Source organism: Streptomyces sp. NPDC001700 (genome assembly GCF_053596435.1).
In genome coordinates, this window is the sequence record NZ_JBSFGE010000002.1 from 437,146 (window position 1) to 454,354 (window position 17,209).

The following is a 17,209-nucleotide window of genomic DNA, read 5'->3' on the forward strand; positions in this document are numbered from 1 at the left end:
TCTCGAGGAATCCGGAAGTCGGGTCACTTCTCGTCGGCCACGGGCACTTCAGGAGATCCCGAATTCTTTGCCGAGGAAGTCGATGAGGTCGTCGTCCGTCGCGGACTCGATCTCATCGGCGATGTCGGCGCCGTCTTCCGGTCCTCGGTCGTCATTCCATTGCGCGAGCAGCGCCTGCAGGCGTGCGGTGATCCTGCTCCGGTCCTCGTCGTCCGGGGCGGCCTCGGCGGCCCCGGCCAGGGACTTTTCGAGCCCGTCGAGTTCGGCGAGCAGCGAGGTGACCCCTGTCGCTTCGTCCGGCAGGATCTCGCCCCGCAGGTACTGGACCAGTGCGTTCGGTGTGGGGTAGTCGAAGACCAGCGTCGCGGGGAGCCGGACTCCGGTGGTCGCGTTCAGTCGGTTGCGCAGCTCCACGGCGGTGAGCGAGTCGAAGCCGACCTCGCTGAACGAGCGGGCCGGGTCGACCGTTTCCGGGCCCGGGTAGCCGAGGACGGCCGCCACCTGGGTGCAGACCAGGTCCAGCACCGCTTCGTCCCGCTCGGGTTCGGAGAGGTGGGTGAGGCGGGTGCGGAGTTCTTCGGCGCCGGTGGTTGCTTCTGCGGATTCGGCTGTGCGGCGGGTGGTCGTCGTTCGTACCAGGCCTCGGAAGAGGGGTGGCAGCATCCCTACGCCTGCCTGGGCGCGGAGGGCGGCCATGTCGATGGGCATCGGGACGAGGAGCGGTTCGGTACGTCCGTACGTGGCGTCGAACAGCTCCAGTCCGGTGTCCGCCGTGAGTACGCCGATGCCGCCTCGGCGGATGCGGGCGATCTCGGTCTCGTCCAGCTCACCGCCCATGCCGCCTGCGACTGACCACAGGCCCCAGGCGAGGGAGGTGGCGGGGAGGTTGTTCGCTGCGCGGTGCTCGGCCAGGGCGTCCAGGAAGGCGTTCGCCGCCGCGTAGTTGCCTTGTCCGGCGCCGCCGAAGACTCCAGCGGCGGAGGAGAAGAGGACGAATGCCTTGAGGTTGAGGTGCTGGGTGAGGTGGTGCAGGTTCCAGGCCGCGTCTGCCTTCGGGCGCAGGACCTTGGCGACTCGGTCTGGGGTGAGGGAGGCGATGACGCCGTCGTCCAGCACGCCTGCCGTGTGGATCACGGCGGTGAGGGGGTGGGCCGGGGGGATGGTGGCGAGGGTCTGGGCCAGGGCGTTCTGGTCTGCTACGTCGCAGGCTGACCAGCGGACCTCCGCGCCCAGTTCGGTGAGTTCCGTGGTGAGTTCGGCGGCGCCGGGGGCCTCGTTGCCTCGGCGGCTTACCAGGAGGAGGTTTCGTACGCCTCGCTCTGCCACCAGGTGGCGGGCGAACAGGGTGCCCAGCGTGCCGGATGCGCCTGTGACGAGGACCGTGCCCTCGGGATCCCACTCGGGGGCTTCCGCCGGGGTTGTGGCGCGGGCCAGGCGGGGGGCCAGGACCTCGCCGTTGCGTACGGCCACCTGGGGTTCGCCTGTGGCGACGGCCGTCGCGAGCGTCTTCAGCGAGGTGTCCTCGGCGTCGGCCTCGATCAGCACCAGACGGTCCGGGTTCTCCGCCTGGGCGGAGCGGACCAGGCCGCGGACGGCGGCGTGCGCCAGGTCGGCGCCGGGGGTGAGGACGACCAGGCGGGAGTCCGCGAAGCGGTCGTCGGCCAGCCACGTTTGCAGTAGCGCCAGCGCCTGGGTGGTGGCGTGCTGCGCCGTGGTGGCGGGCGAGGGGTCTTGCCCCACCCCGCCCCTTCCCGAAACTTGGGGCTCCGCCCCAAGGCCCCGGTCCTCAAACGCCGGACGGGCTTGATTTGCCGCACCTGGGCTTTCGAGTGCCGCGTCGTCCGAGGACAGGTACACCACTACGTGGTCCGGTAGGGGGGTTCCGGCGGCTACTGCCTCGGCTAGGGCATCCAGATCCGGGTAGGTGGGGAGGTCCAGGGTGTCCTTGCCCAGCAGCGCCCAGTTGGCGGAGGACGGCTCGGTGGGCGTGGGCTGGATCGGGGTCCAGTCCAGGCTGAACAGGGCGTCGGATGTGGCGGTCTGGCGGGTGGCGCCCAGTTGGGACGGGGTCACCGTGCGCAGGGCCAAGCCGTCTACGGTCGCCACCGGGGCGCCCGTCGTGTCCGCCAGCTGGAGCGTCACCGTGCCCGTCGTGGTGCCCGCCAGGCGTACCCGCAGGGCGGAGGCGCCTACGGCGTGCAGGGAGACGCCGGTCCAGGCGAACGGCAGGCGGCCCTCGCCGCCGTTCTCTTCGGTGGCGGCCAGGCCTAGGGCGTGCAGGGCCGCGTCCAGCAGGGCCGGGTGGAGGCCGAAGGTCTTGGCGTCCGCCTCGGTGCCCTCCGGGAGGCGGACCTCGGCGAACACCTCGTCGTCACGCCGCCACGCCGCTTCGAGGCCCTGGAAGACCGGGCCGTAGGTGAAGCCGGAGTCGGCCAGGCCGTCGTACAAGCCATTGACGGCGACCTGCTCCGCCCCCGCCGGGGGCCAGGTGGTCAGGGCGAACTCCGCCGCCTCCGCGTCAGACGTCAGGGCGCCCGTCGCGTGGCGCAGCCACGGTTCGTCGGACGGGGCGTCCTCGGCGCGGGAGTGCATCGTCAGCGCGCGGCGGCCCGTGGTGTCGGGGGCCGCGAGTGACAGGCGGAGCTGGACGGCGCCGCGCTCGGGGACGATCAGCGGTGCTTCCAGGGTGAGTTCGTCCAGCCGTTCGCAGCCCGCGTGTTCCCCGGCGCGCAGCGCCAGTTCCACGAACGCGGTGCCGGGCAGCAGGACCGTGCCCATGACCGCGTGGTCGGCCAGCCAGGGCTGAGCCTGGAGGGAGAGGCGTCCGGTGAAGGCGAGCCCGTCCGTGTCGGGCAGTTCCACGGCGGCGCCGAGCAGCGGGTGGCCCGCCGCGTGCAGGCCGATCGCGGTGGCGTCGCCGCCGACGGGGCCGATGTCGAGCCAGAACCGGCGGCGCTGGAACGCGTACGTCGGCAGGTCCACCCGGTGCGCGCCGTACGGGGCGTACAGCGCCTCGAAGTCCACGGCGGCGCCCCGGACATGGGCCTGGCCGAGCCCGGTGAGCAGCGTCTCGGGCTCCGGGCGGCCGCCGCGCAGCGTGGCGGCGAAGGCGTGGCGCCCGTCGTCCGTGACGCAGTCCTGCGCCATGGCGGTGAGCACGCCCTCGGGGCCCAGCTCTACGTACGTGGTGACGCCCTGGGACTCAAGGGTGCGGATGCCATCGAGGAAGCGGACTGCCTCTCGGACGTGGCGTACCCAGAAGTCGGGGGTGGTGATGTCGTCGGCGGAGACGACATCACCCGTGAGGTTGGAGACGATCGGGATGCGGGGGGTCTTGTACGACAACGCCTCCGCTACCTGGCGGAACGCGTCCAGCATGCCGTCCATGTGCGGCGAGTGGAACGCGTGGCTGACGGTCAGGCGCTTGGTCTTGCGGCCCTGGGACTCGAAGCTCGCCGCGACCTCCAGCGCCGCGTCCTCGTCGCCCGCGACCACGACCGAGGTCGGGCCGTTGACGGCCGCGAGGCTCACCCGCTTGCTCAGCAACGGCGTCACCTCGTCCTCGGACGCCTGGACGGCGATCATCGCGCCACCGCCTGGAAGCCGCTGCATCAGACTGCCCCGCGCGGCCACCAACCGGCAGGCGTCCGCGAGGGAGAGCACACCTGCCACATGGGCGGCGGACAGTTCGCCGATCGAGTGGCCGGACAGGACATCGGGCTTCACACCCCAGGCTTCGGCCAGGCGGAACAGGGCCACCTCGATGGCGAACAGCGCGGGCTGGGTGTAGGCCGTCTGGTCCAGCACCGCAGCGTCCTCGCCGAAGAGAACGTCACGCAGCGGCTGGTCCAGGTGACGGTCCAGCTCATCGCATACGGCGTCCAGCGCCTCCGCGAACACCGGGTACGCCTCGTACAGCTCACGGCCCATGCCGAGCCGCTGGCTGCCCTGCCCGGTGAACAGGAACGCCACCTTGCCGTCCGACACCGTGTCCGCCACGAGCCCGGGCGCGCCGCGCCCCTCGGCCAGGGCGTCCAGCGCGGCCAGGAAGCCGTCCCGGTCCCGGGCTACCAGCGTCGCCCGGTGGTCGAAGGTGGCGCGGCCGGTGGCCAGGGAGTAGCCGAGGTCGGTGAGAGCGGCCTCGGGGTGGTCCGCCACGTGGGTACGGAGCCGGGCGCCCTGGGCGCGCAGCGCCTCCGGGGACTTGGCGGAGAGCACCCACGGCAGCGCCGCCGTGTCGCCCTCGGGACCGGGGACGGAAATCGGCTCGGGGGCCTGCTCGATGATGGCGTGGGCGTTGGTGCCGCTCATGCCGAAGGAGGAGATGCCCGCGCGGCGCGGGTGGCCGTTCTCCGGCCACTCCCTCGCCTCGGCGAGCAGCGAGACCGCGCCCGCCTCCCAGTCGACGTGCGGCGACGGCTCATCGATGTGCAGTGACTGCGGAAGCACACCGTGCCGCATCGCCAGCACCATCTTGATGATGCCCGCGACACCGGCCGCCGCCTGCGTGTGGCCGAAGTTGGACTTGATGGAGCCGAGCCACAGCGGCTGGTCCGCGTCCCGCTCGCGGCCGTACGTGGCCAGCAGCGCCTGCGCCTCGATCGGGTCGCCCAGCGTGGTGCCCGTGCCGTGCGCCTCGACCGCGTCCACCTCGGCCGCCGACAGACCGGCGTTCGCCAGCGCCTGGCGGATGACGCGCTGCTGGGACGGGCCGTTGGGGGCCGTCAGGCCGTTCGACGCACCGTCCTGGTTGACCGCCGTACCGCGCACCACGGCCAGCACCTGGTGGCCATTGCGCCGCGCGTCCGACAGCCGCTCCACGAGCACCATGCCGACACCCTCGCCCCATGCCGTACCGTCGGCCGCCGCCGCGAACGGCTTGCAGCGGCCGTCGGTGGCCAGGCCGCGCTGGCGGCTGAACTCGGTGAAGACGGCGGGCGTGGTGATGATGGTGACACCGCCCGCGAGCGCCAGCGTGCATTCGCCGTTGCGCAGCGCCTGCGCCGCCAGGTGCAGCGCCACCAACGACGACGAGCACGCCGTGTCGACGGTGACGGCCGGGCCCTCGAAGCCGAAGGTGTACGACACCCGGCCGGAGGCGATGCTGCTGGAGCCGCCGGTGCCGAGGTAGCCCTCGACGCCCTCGGGGACGGTGCTCAGCCGTGACACGTAGTCGTTGTGCATCTGGCCGACGAAGACGCCGACCTCCTTGCCGCGCAGCGTCTGCGGATCGATGCCCGCCCGCTCGAACGACTCCCACGAGGTCTCCAGCAGCAGCCGCTGCTGCGGGTCCATCGCCATGGCCTCGCGCGGGTTGATGCCGAAGAACTCGGGGTCGAAGTCGGCGGCGTCGTACGTGAATCCGCCTTCGCGGGCGTACGAGGTGCCGGGCCGGTCCGGGTCCGGGTCGTAGAACGCCTCGATGTCCCAGCCCCGGTCGTCGGGCAGCCGGGAGATGCCGTCGCGGCCCTCGGCCAGCAGCTCCCACAGGTCCTCAGGGGTGCGGACGTCGCCGGGGAAGCGGCAGCTCATGGCGACGATGGCGATCGGGTCGTCCTCGTCGGTGTCCTTGGCCGTGGCCCGCGCCTGGGCCTGCGCCGGGACGGCGGCCGCCGCCTCGGAGCCGAGGAGTTCGTCGCGCAGGTACGCGGCGAGCGCGGTCGGCGTCGGGTAGTCGAAGACGAGCGTGGCGGGCATGCGCAGCCCGGCGGCGCCGCCGAGGCGGTTGCGGAATTCCACCGCCGTCAGCGAGTCGAAGCCGAGGTCCTTGAAGGCCCGGCTGGCCTCGACCGCGTCGGGCGAGTCATGGCCGAGCACCACGGCCACCTGGCCGCGCACCAGGTCGAGCAGCAGCTGATCGCGCTCGGCCGCGTCCAGCCGGACCAGCCGCTCCACCAGCGACGCGCCGTCCCCGGCCGCGCCCGATTCGGCGGTGCGGCGGGTCGTACCGCCGCGCACCAGGCCGCGCAGCAGCGGTGGCACGCTCGCGACGGGCGCGCCCACGAGAGACGCCAGGTCGAGCTGCATGGGCACCAGGAACGCGTCGCCCGTCTCCTGGGATGTGTCGAACAGCGCCAGGCCCTCGTCCGAGGACAGGCCCAGCACACCCGACCGGCTCATCCGGGACTTGTCGGTGGCCTCCAACTCGCCGGTCATGCCACTGGCCTCGGCCCACAGGCCCCACGCCAGCGAAGTGGCGGGCAGGCCCTGGGCGTGGCGGTGGCGGGCCAGCGCGTCGAGGAAGGAGTTGGCGGCCGCGTAGTTGGCCTGCCCCGGGCCGCCGAACGTACCGGCCGCCGAGGAGAACAGGACGAACGCGGCCAGGTCCAGGTCACGCGTCAGTTCGTGCAGGTTCAGCGCCGCGTCCATCTTGGGCCGCAGCACCTTCTCCAGCCGCTCGGCCGTCAGGGAGCCGATCACCCCGTCGTCCAGCACACCGGCCGTGTGGACGACGGCGGTCAGCGGACGGTCGGCGGGGATGGCGGCGAGGACGGTGGCGAGCTGGTCGCGGTCGGCCGCGTCGCAGGCGGCGATGGTGACCTCGGCGCCCAACTCGCGCAACTCGGCGGCGAGTTCGGAGGCCCCCGCCGCCTGCTCACCGCGTCGGCTGGTCAGCAGCAGGTGCCGGGCGCCGCGCTCGGTCACCGCGTGCCGGGCGACCAGGCCGCCCAGGGTGCCGGTGCCACCGGTGATCAGCACCGTGCCGTCCGGGTTCCACGCGGCGGGCACGGTGAGGACGACCTTGCCGATGTGTCGGGCCTGGCTGAGGTAGCGGAACGCGTCCGGGGCCTGCCGCAGATCCCATGCGGTGATCGGCAGCGGCCGCAGCGCGCCCTGCTCGAACAGCTCCAGCAGTTCGCACAGCATCGCCTGAATGCGGTCCAGGCCCGCCTCGGTCAGGTCGAACGCCTGGTAGGACACGCCCGGATAGGCGGCCGCGACGTCCTCGGGGGCCCGGACGTCCGTCTTGCCCATCTCCACGAACCGGCCGCCGCGCGGCAGCAGCCGCAGCGACGCGTCCACGAACTCCCGGGCCAGCGAGTCCAGTACGACATCCACGCCACGGCCACCGCTGGCCTCGCGGAACGTCTCCTCGAAGGCCAGGTCGCGGGAGGAGGCGATACGGTCGTCGGCCAGCCCCAGCGAACGCAGCGTGTCCCACTTACCCGGGCTGGCCGTCGCGTAGACGTCCACACCCCAGTGGCGGGCCAGCTGCACGGCGGCCATGCCGACACCACCGGCGGCGGCGTGGACGAGCAGCGCTTCGCCGCCGCGCAGGTCCGCCAGGTCGCGCAGCGCGTAGTACGCCGTCATGAAGACGATCGGCACGGACGCGGCCTGGGCGTACGACCAGCCCTGGGGCATCGGCGCCACCATGCGGCGGTCCACGACCACCAGCGGCCCGAACCCGCCGGGCAGCATGCCCATCACCGGGTCGCCGGGCGCCAGATCGGTGACACCGGGGCCGGTTTCGAGGACGACACCCGCGCCCTCGCTGCCCATCAGGCCCGCGTCGCCCGGGTACATGCCCAGCGCGTTGAGCACATCGCGGAAGTTCACACCGGCGGCCCGCACCGCGACCCGCACCTGCCCGGCCTCCAGTGGCGCGGCGGCCTCCGGGGTCGGCAGCAGCGTCAGGTTCTCCAGCGTGCCCTTGTCCTGGATGTCCAGCCGCCACGCCTGCTCACCGGCGGGCGGCACCATGGGCCCGTCGGCGGCGATGCGCGCCAGCCGGGGCGCGTGGACGGCGCCACGGCGCAGCACGAACTGCGGCTCGCCGCAGGCCAGGGCGGTGCCGAGGGTTTCGTACGAGGCGTCGGTGCCGTCGAGGTCCACCAGCACCAGCCGGTCGGGGTTCTCCGACTGCGCGGAGCGCACCAGACCCCACACCGGGGCGTGCGCCAGGTCGTACGTCCCCGCGTCACCGGCCGTGGCCACCGCGCCCCGGGTCACCAGCACCAGCTGGGACGCGGCGAACCGGTCGTCGGCCAGCCACTCCCGTACGAGGGCCAGCGCGTCCTGGGTGGCGGTGTGCACCGCGCCGGTCACGTCGTCGCCCTCGGCGCGCGGGTCGAGGTAGGCGAGGACGAAGTCCGGCAGGTCCCCGGCCTCGCCCAGCGCGGCCAGATCGGCGTGGACCGCCGCGCCGGACGTCAGCGCGTCGGGCGCGCCACCGCCGAGGACTGCCCACTGCGCAGTGGCTTCTGCGGCCACAGGCACAGTGGCCCAGTCCAGCCGGTACAGCGACTCGTGGTACGTGGCCGACCTGGCGCCCGCGAGCTGACCGGCCGCGACCGGGCGCAGCGCCAGCTGCTCCACGGACGCCACCGGGGCACCGGTGCCATCGGCCAGCTCCAGCGACACCGCGTCCGTCCCGGCCGGGGTCAGCCGCACCCGGAGCGCACCAGCGCCGACCGCGTGCAGCGACACTCCACCCCAGGAGAACGGCAGCCTGCCCTGCTCATCGCCATCGGGACGCGCGAACGTGCTGTGCAGCGCGGCGTCCAGCAGCGCCGGGTGCAGCCCGAACGCCTTGGCGTCGCCCTCGGCGTCCTCGGGCAGCCGGACCTCGGCGAACACCTCGTCGCCGCGCAGCCAGGCCGCCTCAAGCCCCTGGAACACCGGGCCGTACACGAAACCGCCCTGCGCCAGGTGCTCGTAGAGCCCGTCGATCCCGGCGGGCTCGGCGCCCGGCGGCGGCCACGCCGTCAGGTCGAACGACGGCTGCGGGGCGCCCGCCACCAGCACACCGCTGGCGTGCCGGATCCACGGCACCTCGGCGGGCGCGTCCTGGGCCCGCGAGTACAGCTCCAGCGTGCGGTGTCCGGCGGCCTGCGGCGCCCCGACCATGATCTGAAGCTGCACCGCGCCGCGCTCGGGGAGGATCAGCGGCGCCTCGATGGTCAGCTCGTCCAGCCGGTCGCAGCCCACCTGGTCACCGGCGCGGATCGCCAGCTCGACGAAGGCGGTGCCGGGCAGCAGGACCGTGCCCATCACGGCGTGGTCGGCGAGCCACGGGTGGCTTTCGAGGGAGAGCCGGCCCGTGAGCAGGAAGCCATCGGAGTCGGCCAGCGGCACGGCCGCACCCAGCAGCGGGTGATCGGCCCGGCCCAGGCCCGCCGACTCCACGTCGCCCACGAAGCCCGCCGGGTTCGTCAGCCAGAAGCGGCGGTGCTGGAAGGCGTACGTGGGCAGGTCGACGCGCTCCGCGCCCGTACCCGCGAAGTACGCGGCCCAGTCCGGCGCCACGCCACGGACGTGCAGCCGGGCGAGGGCGGCGGTGACGGTGTCGGTCTCGGGGCGGTCCTTGCGGCACGTAGCGGCGAAGGTGGCGTCGCTGTCGGTGAGGCAGTCCTGCGCCATGGCGGACAGCACACCGTCGGGGCCGAGTTCGAGATAGGTGGTGACGCCCTGGGCCTCCAGGGTGCGGATGCCGTCGAGGAAGCGGACCGCTTCGCGGACGTGGCGTACCCAGAAGTCGGGCGTCGTGATCTCGTCGGCGGAGACCACGGCACCGGTCAGGTTCGACACGATGGGGATCTTCGGAGCCTCGTACGAAAGCCCCTCCGCAACCTCGCGGAACGCGTCCAGCATCCCGTCCATACGCGGTGAGTGGAACGCGTGGCTGACCGTGAGCCGCTTGGTCTTACGACCCTGCTGCTCGAACGACGCGGCAACCTCAGCCACGGCATCGTCGTCACCCGCGATGACCACGGACGACGGCCCGTTGAGGGCGGCAATGCTCACACCACCACCGAGCAGCGGCAGAACTTCCTCTTCCGAAGCCTGCACGGCGACCATCGCGCCACCGGCCGGAAGCTCCTGCATCAACCGCCCACGCGCCGCCACCAACCGGCAGGCGTCCGCGAGCGAGAGCACACCCGCCACATGCGCGGCGGCGATCTCACCGATGGAGTGCCCGGACAGGAAGTCCGCCCGCACACCCCACGCCTCGACCAGCCGGAACAACGCCACCTCGATGGCGAACAGCGCGGGCTGGGTGAAGCCGGTCTGGTCCAGCGCTGCCGAGTCATTCCCGAACAGGACTGTTTTCAGGGGCTGTTCGAGGTGCGCGTCGAGCGCGTCGCACACCGTGTCCAGCGCCTCCGCGAACACCGGGTACGCCTCGTACAGCTCACGGCCCATCCCGAGCCGCTGGCTCCCCTGGCCCGTGAACAGGAACGCGACCTGCCCGCCCCCGGTCACCGAGCCCTCGATCAGCCCTGCGGCCGACTCGCCGCGTGCCAGCGCCTCCAGGCCCGCGACCAGCGCGGCGCGGTCGTCGCCGACCACCACCGCGCGGTGGTCCAGCGCGGCGCGGGTGGTGGCGAGGGAGTAGCCGAGGTCGGTGAGCGGCAGTTCGGGCCGCTCCTCCAGGTGGGCGAGCAGCCGTACGGCCTGGCCGCGCAGCGCGTCGGCGGACTTGCCGGACAGCGTCCAGGGCAGCACCCCGGCCGCGCGCGGCGTGGCGTCCGTCGTGGCCTGGGGCTCCGCCTCCGGGGCCTGCTCGATGATGGCGTGGGCGTTGGTGCCGCTGACGCCGAAGGAGGAGATGCCCGCGCGACGCGGATGGCCGGTCTCCGGCCACGACCTCGCCTCGGCGAGCAGCGAGACCGCGCCCGACTCCCAGTCCACGTGCGGCGACGGCTCATTGATGTGCAGGGACTGCGGAAGCACACCGTGCCGCATCGCCTGCACCATCTTGATGATGCCCGCGACACCGGCAGCCGCCTGCGTGTGGCCGATGTTCGACTTGATGGACCCGAGGTAGAGGGGCAGGTCCGCATCCCGATCACGCCCGTACGTGGCCAGCAGCGCCTGCGCCTCGACGGGGTCGCCCAGCGTGGTGCCCGTACCGTGCGCCTCGACCACGTCCACATCGCCGGTCGACAGCCCCGCGCCAGCCAAAGCCGCACGGATCACCCGCTGCTGCGACGGACCATTCGGCGCCGTCAGACCATTCGACGCGCCGTCCTGGTTGACCGCCGTACCGCGCACCACGGCCAGCACCTGGTGGCCATTGCGCCGCGCGTCCGACAGCCGCTCCACCAGCAGCATGCCGACACCCTCGGCCCAGCCCGTGCCGTCCGCGTCGGCGGCGAAGGACTTGCAGCGGCCGCTGGCAGACAGCCCGCCCTGGCGGCTGAAGTCGATGAAGGTGTCCGGGGTGGACATGACGGTGACACCGCCCGCGAGCGCCATCGTGCACTCGCCGCTGCGCAGCGCCTGCGCCGCGAAGTGCAGCGCCACCAGCGACGACGAGCACGCCGTGTCGATGGTGACGGCCGGGCCTTCAAGACCGAAGGTGTACGCGACACGCCCCGAGGCGACACTGCCCGCCGTACCGGTGCCGAGGTAGCCCTCAAGCCCCTCGGGCAGCGCGGTCAGCCGGGACAGGTAGTCGTGGTACATGACGCCGGTGAAGACACCGGTCCGGCTGCCGCGCACGGCTGCCGGGTCGATGCCCGCGCGCTCGAACGCCTCCCACGAGGACTCCAGCAGCAGCCGTTGGTGGGGGTCCATGGCGAGGGCTTCGCGCGGGTTGATGCCGAAGAAGTCCGGGTCGAACTCGCCCGCCTCGTAGAGGAATCCGCCCTCGATGGTGGCGCTGGTGCCCGTCTGCCCCTGGTCGTCGCCGAGCAGCCCGTCCAGCTGCCAGCCACGGTCGGTGGGGAAGCCGGAGATGGCGTCGGTGGCGCCCATGACGAGCTGCCACAGCTCCTCGGGGCTGCTGACGCCGCCCGGGTAGCGGCAGCTCATGCCGACGATGGCGATCGGCTCGTCGTCGGCGACGGCGGTGGCCGTCGCAGAAGCGGCTGCGGTTTCGTCGGCCTGGTCGCCGAGGATTTCGGTGCGCAGGAACCCGGCGAGCGAGGTGGGCGTCGGGTAGTCGAAGACGAGGGTGGCGGGGAGCCGTATGCCCGTCACGGCGCCGAGGCGGTTGCGCAGCTCGACGGCGGTGAGCGAGTCGAAGCCCAGCTCCTTGAAGGCGCGGCCCGCGCCGACCGCCTCCGGGCCCGCGTAGCCGAGGACGGCGGCGACCTGGCCGGAGACGACCTCCAGCAGCAGCCGGTCGCGCTCGGGGACGGACAGCGCGAGGAGCCGTTCCGCGAGACCGCCGGGGGCCGTGGCGCCCGACTCGGCGGTGCGGCGGGCCGTACCGCCGCGCACCAGGCCGCGCAGCAGCGCCGGGACCATGGAGGCGTCGGCGTGGCGCAGCGACGCCAGGTCCAGGTGCATGGGGACGAGCGCGGGGTCGCCGACGGCGAGCGCGGTGTCCAGCAGGGCCAGGCCCTCGTCGGAGGAGAGGGCGGCGACTCCGGCGCGGGTGATGCGCTGCAGGTCGGCGTCGTCCAGGTCGCCGGTCATGCCGCTGCGCTCGGCCCACAGGCCCCAGGCGAGGGCGGTCGCGGGCAGCCCCTGGGCGCGGCGGCGCTGGGCGAGGGCGTCCACGAAGGCGTTGGCGGCCGCGTAGTTGGCCTGTCCGGGGCCGCCGAGGGTTCCGGCGGCGGCGGAGAACAGGACGAACGCGGACAGGTCGAGATCGCGCGTCAGCTCGTGCAGGTTCAGCGCCGCGTCCACCTTGGGCGGCAGGACGCGGTCGACGCGCTCGGCGGTGAGCGAGCCGATGACACCGTCGTCGAGGACGCCCGCCGTGTGCACGACGGCGGTCAGCGGACGGTCGGCCGGTACGGCGGCCAGCACCTCGGCCAGCGCGTCGCGGTCGGCCACATCGCAGGCGGCGAGGGTGACATCGGCGCCGGACGCGCGCAGCTCGGCGACGAGTTCGGCGGCGCCGTGCGCGTCGGCACCGCGACGGCTGAGCAGCAGCAGGTTCCGTACGCCGTGCTCGGCGACCAGGTGGCGGGCGACCAGACCGCCCAGGGTGCCGGTGGCGCCGGTGACCAGCGCGGTGCCCTCGGGGTCGAGGGCGCGGGCGGTGTGGGCGGCGTCGGAGGCCACCTTCGCCAGGCGCGGTACGACGACGGACCCGGCGCGCACCGCGAGCTGCGGCTCGCCGGTGGCGAGGGCGGGCGCGAGGGCGCGGTACGAGGCGTCGTCGCCGTCGATGTCGACGAGGGTGAAGCGGTCCGGGTTCTCGGACTGCGCGGAGCGCAGCAGGCCCCACAGCGGGGCGCCCGCCAGGTCCTCGGTGTCGGCGTCGGCGGCGGTGGCGACGGCGCCACGGGTGGCGATGACCAGCCGGGAGCCCTCGAACCGGTCGTCGGCGAGCCAGCGTTGGGCCAGCTCCAGCGCGCGGTGCAGGGAGGCGCGTACGGCGTCCTGGACGGAACTCCGCAGGTCGGCCGGGAAGAACGGCGCCACGACGGCCTGCGGCACCGGGGCGCCACCCGTCACGGCCTCGCCGAGCGCGGCCAGGTCGGCGTAGCCCACGGCGGTGGGCAGCGCGGCGGCCAGTTCGGGGGTCTGGTCACCCAGCAGCGCCCACTGCCCGGCCACCACGGTGGTGGCGGACGGCACCGGGGCGGGGGTCCACTCGACACGGAACAGGGCGTCGTAAAAGGCACCGCGCGCGGAGTGCACCTGCTCGGGCGAGACCGGGCGCAGCAGCAGCGCGTCCACCGACGCGACGGGCGCGCCGCTCTCGTCCGTCACCAGGACGGCCACGGTGTCCTGGCCCGCAGGGGAGAGCCGGACGCGCAGCGCGGAGGCGCCGACGGCGTGTAGCCGGACACCGCTCCAGGAGAACGGGAGGCGGCCGTGTTCGGTGTCCTCCAGCAGGGAGCCGATGCCTACGGCGTGCAGGGCCGCGTCCAACAGCGCCGGGTGCAGCCCGAACAGGTCGGCCTCGGCGCGGGCGCCATCGGGGAGGCGGACCTCGGCGTACACGTGGTCGCCGTGCTGCCAGGCGGCCTTGAGGCCCTGGAACACCGGGCCGTAGGCGAAACCGCTCTCGTTGAGCCAGTCGTACAGCCCGTCGACGGGGACCTCGGTGGCACCGGCCGGTGGCCAGGCGCTGAGGGCTTCATCGGGGGTGGCTGCCCCGGTGGCGAGCACACCGGTGGCGTGGCGGGTCCACTCGCCCTCGCCCCAGCTGCCATCGGCGGCCTCTTCGAGCCGCGAGTGCAGGGTCAGCGAGCGCCGCCCTGACGCGTCCGGCGCACCCACGGACACCTGCAACTGCACCCCGCCCTGCGGGGGCAGCACGAGCGGCGCTTCCAGGGTCAGCTCGTCCAGGACATCGGCGCCGACGTGGTCACCGGCGCGGATGGCCAGCTCCACGAAGGCCGTTCCGGGCAGCAGCACGGTGTCCATGACGGCGTGGTCTGCGAGCCACGGGTGGGTCTGGAGGGAGAGCCTGCCGGTGAACAGGAACCCGGCGGCGTCGGCGAGCGAGACGGCCGCGCCGAGCAGCGGGTGGTCGGCGGAGCCGAGCCCGGCGGCGGTGACGTCGCCGGTCCAGGGCCCGGCGGGCTCGGGCCAGTACAGCTCGCGCTGGAAGGCGTACGTGGGCAGCTCGACGCGGCGGGCGCCGGAGCCCGCGAACACGGCGGCCCAGTCGACGGCCACGCCGTGCGCATGGACGCGGGCGAGCGCGTCGGTCAGGGCGGTGGCCTCGGGGCGGTCGCCGCGCAGGACGGGTACGAACGTGGCGCCCTCGGCGGTGACGCAGTCCTGCGCCATGGCGGTGAGCACCCCGTCGGGGCCCAGCTCCACGAAGGTGGCGACGCCGAACTCTTCGAGCCCGCGGATGCCATCGGTGAAGCGGACCGCCTGCCGGACGTGCCGGACCCAGTAGTCGGGCGAGCAGATCTCGTCGGCGGACACGGACGCGCCGGTCAGGTTGGAGATGACGGGGATGACCGGCGGCGCGTACGTGACGCCCTGCGCCACCTCGCGGAACGCCTCCAGCATGCCGTCCATGTGCGGCGAGTGGAACGCGTGGCTGACGGTGAGCCGCTTGGTCTTACGGCCCTTCTCGGCGAAGACGTCTGCGATCCGCTGAGCCGCGTCCTCGTCACCCGCGATGACCACGGAGGTCGGGCCGTTCAAAGCGGCGATGCTCACGCGGTCGGTGAGCAGCGGCGCCACCTCGTCCTCGGACGCCTGGACGGCGATCATCGCGCCACCGCCCGGCAGCTCCTGCATCAGTCGGCCGCGCGCGGCCACCAACCGGCAGGCGTCGGGGAGCGACAGCACGCCCGCCACATGGGCGGCGGCCAGCTCGCCGATGGAGTGACCGACGAGGAAGTCGGGCTTCACGCCCCACGTTTCCAGCAGCCGGAACAGCGCCACTTCGAGGGCGAACAGGGCGGGCTGGGTGTAACCGGTGCGGTCCAGCAGACCGCTACCGTCCTCGAACATCACATCGCGCAGCGGCAGTTCAAGGTGGCCGTCGAGTTCGGCGAACACCTCGTCCAGGGCCTGCGCGAAGGCCGGGACGGCCGCGTACAGCTCACGGCCCATGCCGGTGCGCTGGCTGCCCTGCCCGGTGAACAGGAACGCGACCTTGCCCTCGCTGACCTCGCCCTGAACAACCCCGCTCGCGGGGTGTTCTTCGGCGAGCGCGGCCAGCCCGCGCAGCAGGTCGTCCCGGCCGCCGTCGCCCGCGAGGACCACGGCCCGGTGGTCCAGCGCGGCGCGGGTGGTGGCCAGGGAGTGGGCGAGGTCGACCAGTCCGAGGCCCGGGTCGCCCTGCACATGGGCGGCGAGCCGCGCGGCCTGGGCGCGCAGCGCCTCCGCGCTCTGCCCGGACACCAGCAGCGGCAGCCGCCCGCCGAGCCCGGACCAGTCCCCCTCGGCCTTCTCCGGCTGGCGGTCCTCGGCGGGCGCCTCCTCGATGACGGTGTGGGCGTTCGTACCGCTCACACCGAACGAGGAGATGCCCGCGCGGCGCGGCTGGCCGGTCTCCGGCCACGGGGTGTTCTCGGTGAGCAGGGACACCGCGCCCGCCGTCCAGTCGACGTCCCCGGAGGGCGCGTCGACGTGCAGCGTCCTGGGCAGCACACCGTGCTCGATGGCCTTGACCATCTTGATGATTCCGGCGACACCGGCCGCGGCCTGGGTGTGCCCGAAGTTGGACTTGACGGAGCCGAGCCACAGCGGGCGGCCCTCGGCCCGGTTCTGCCCGTACGTGGCGAGCAGCGCCTGCGCCTCGATGGGGTCGCCCAGCGACGTACCGGTGCCGTGCGCCTCGACGGCGTCGACCTGGGCCGGGGTGAGGCGGCCGTCGGTGAGCGCCTGGCGGATGACGCGCTGCTGGGACGGCCCGTTCGGCGCCGTCAGCCCATTGCTCGCACCGTCCTGGTTGATGGCGGAGCCACGTACGAGGGCGAGCACCTGGTGGCCGTTCTTCCGGGCGTCCGACAGCCGCTCGACGAGCAGCATGCCGACGCCCTCGCCCCAGCCGGTGCCGTCCGCGCCGTCCGCGAACGCCTTGCAGCGGCCGTCGGGGGCCAGGCCCCGCTGGCGGCTGAAGTTGATGAACGCGCGCGGGCTGTTCATGACCGTGACGCCACCGGTCAGCGCCATCGAGCACTCGCCGTTGCGCAGCGCCTGCACGGCCAGGTGCAGCGCCACCAGCGACGCCGAGCAGGCCGTGTCGACGGAGAGCGCCGGGCCCTCCAGGCCGAAGGTGTAGGAGATGCGGCCGGAGATGACGCTCGCCGCGTTGCCGGTCAGCAGATACTGCTCGACGCCCGGCGGCGCCGTGTGCATCAGCTCCGGGTAGTCCTGGCCGTTCGTACCGATGAAGACACCGGCCTTGCTGCCGCGCAGCGTGGCCGGGTCGATCCCGGCCCGCTCGAACGCCTCCCAGGACGTTTCCAGCAGCAGCCGCTGCTGGGGGTCCATGCCGAGGGTTTCGCGCGGGCTGATCCCGAAGAACCCGGCGTCGAACTCGCCCGCGCCCGCCAGGAATCCGCCCTTGTCGGTGTAGCTGGTGCCCTGCTGGTCCGGGTCGGCGTCGAAGAGCGACGAGACGTCCCAGCCCCGGTCCGTGGGGAAGTCCGTGATGGCGTCGCCGCCACCGGACACGAGCTGCCACAGCTCCTCCGGAGACGTGACGCCTCCGGGGAACCGGCAGCTCATGCCGACGATCGCGATCGGCTCAGGCTCCTGCGACTCGACCTCGCGAAGACGCTGCCGCGTCTGGTGCAGATCGGCAGTTACCCGCTTGAGGTAGTCGAGGATCTTGTCCTGATCCGCCATTGGAGTCTCACCCATGCTTATCGTCACAAACCTTGCG

The 17,209-nt window shown here is 73.2% G+C and carries 1 protein-coding gene; it reads right to left on the bottom strand.

The annotated features are described in order from the left end of the window. Nucleotides 1-48: 48 nt before the first annotated feature. The gene (locus ACWC5C_RS05285) at nt 49-17,199 is read right to left on the bottom strand and encodes an SDR family NAD(P)-dependent oxidoreductase (RefSeq protein ID WP_450873846.1); all 17,151 of its coding nucleotides are present in this window, start codon (nt 17,197-17,199) and stop codon (nt 49-51) included. Nucleotides 17,200-17,209 lie beyond the last annotated feature (10 nt).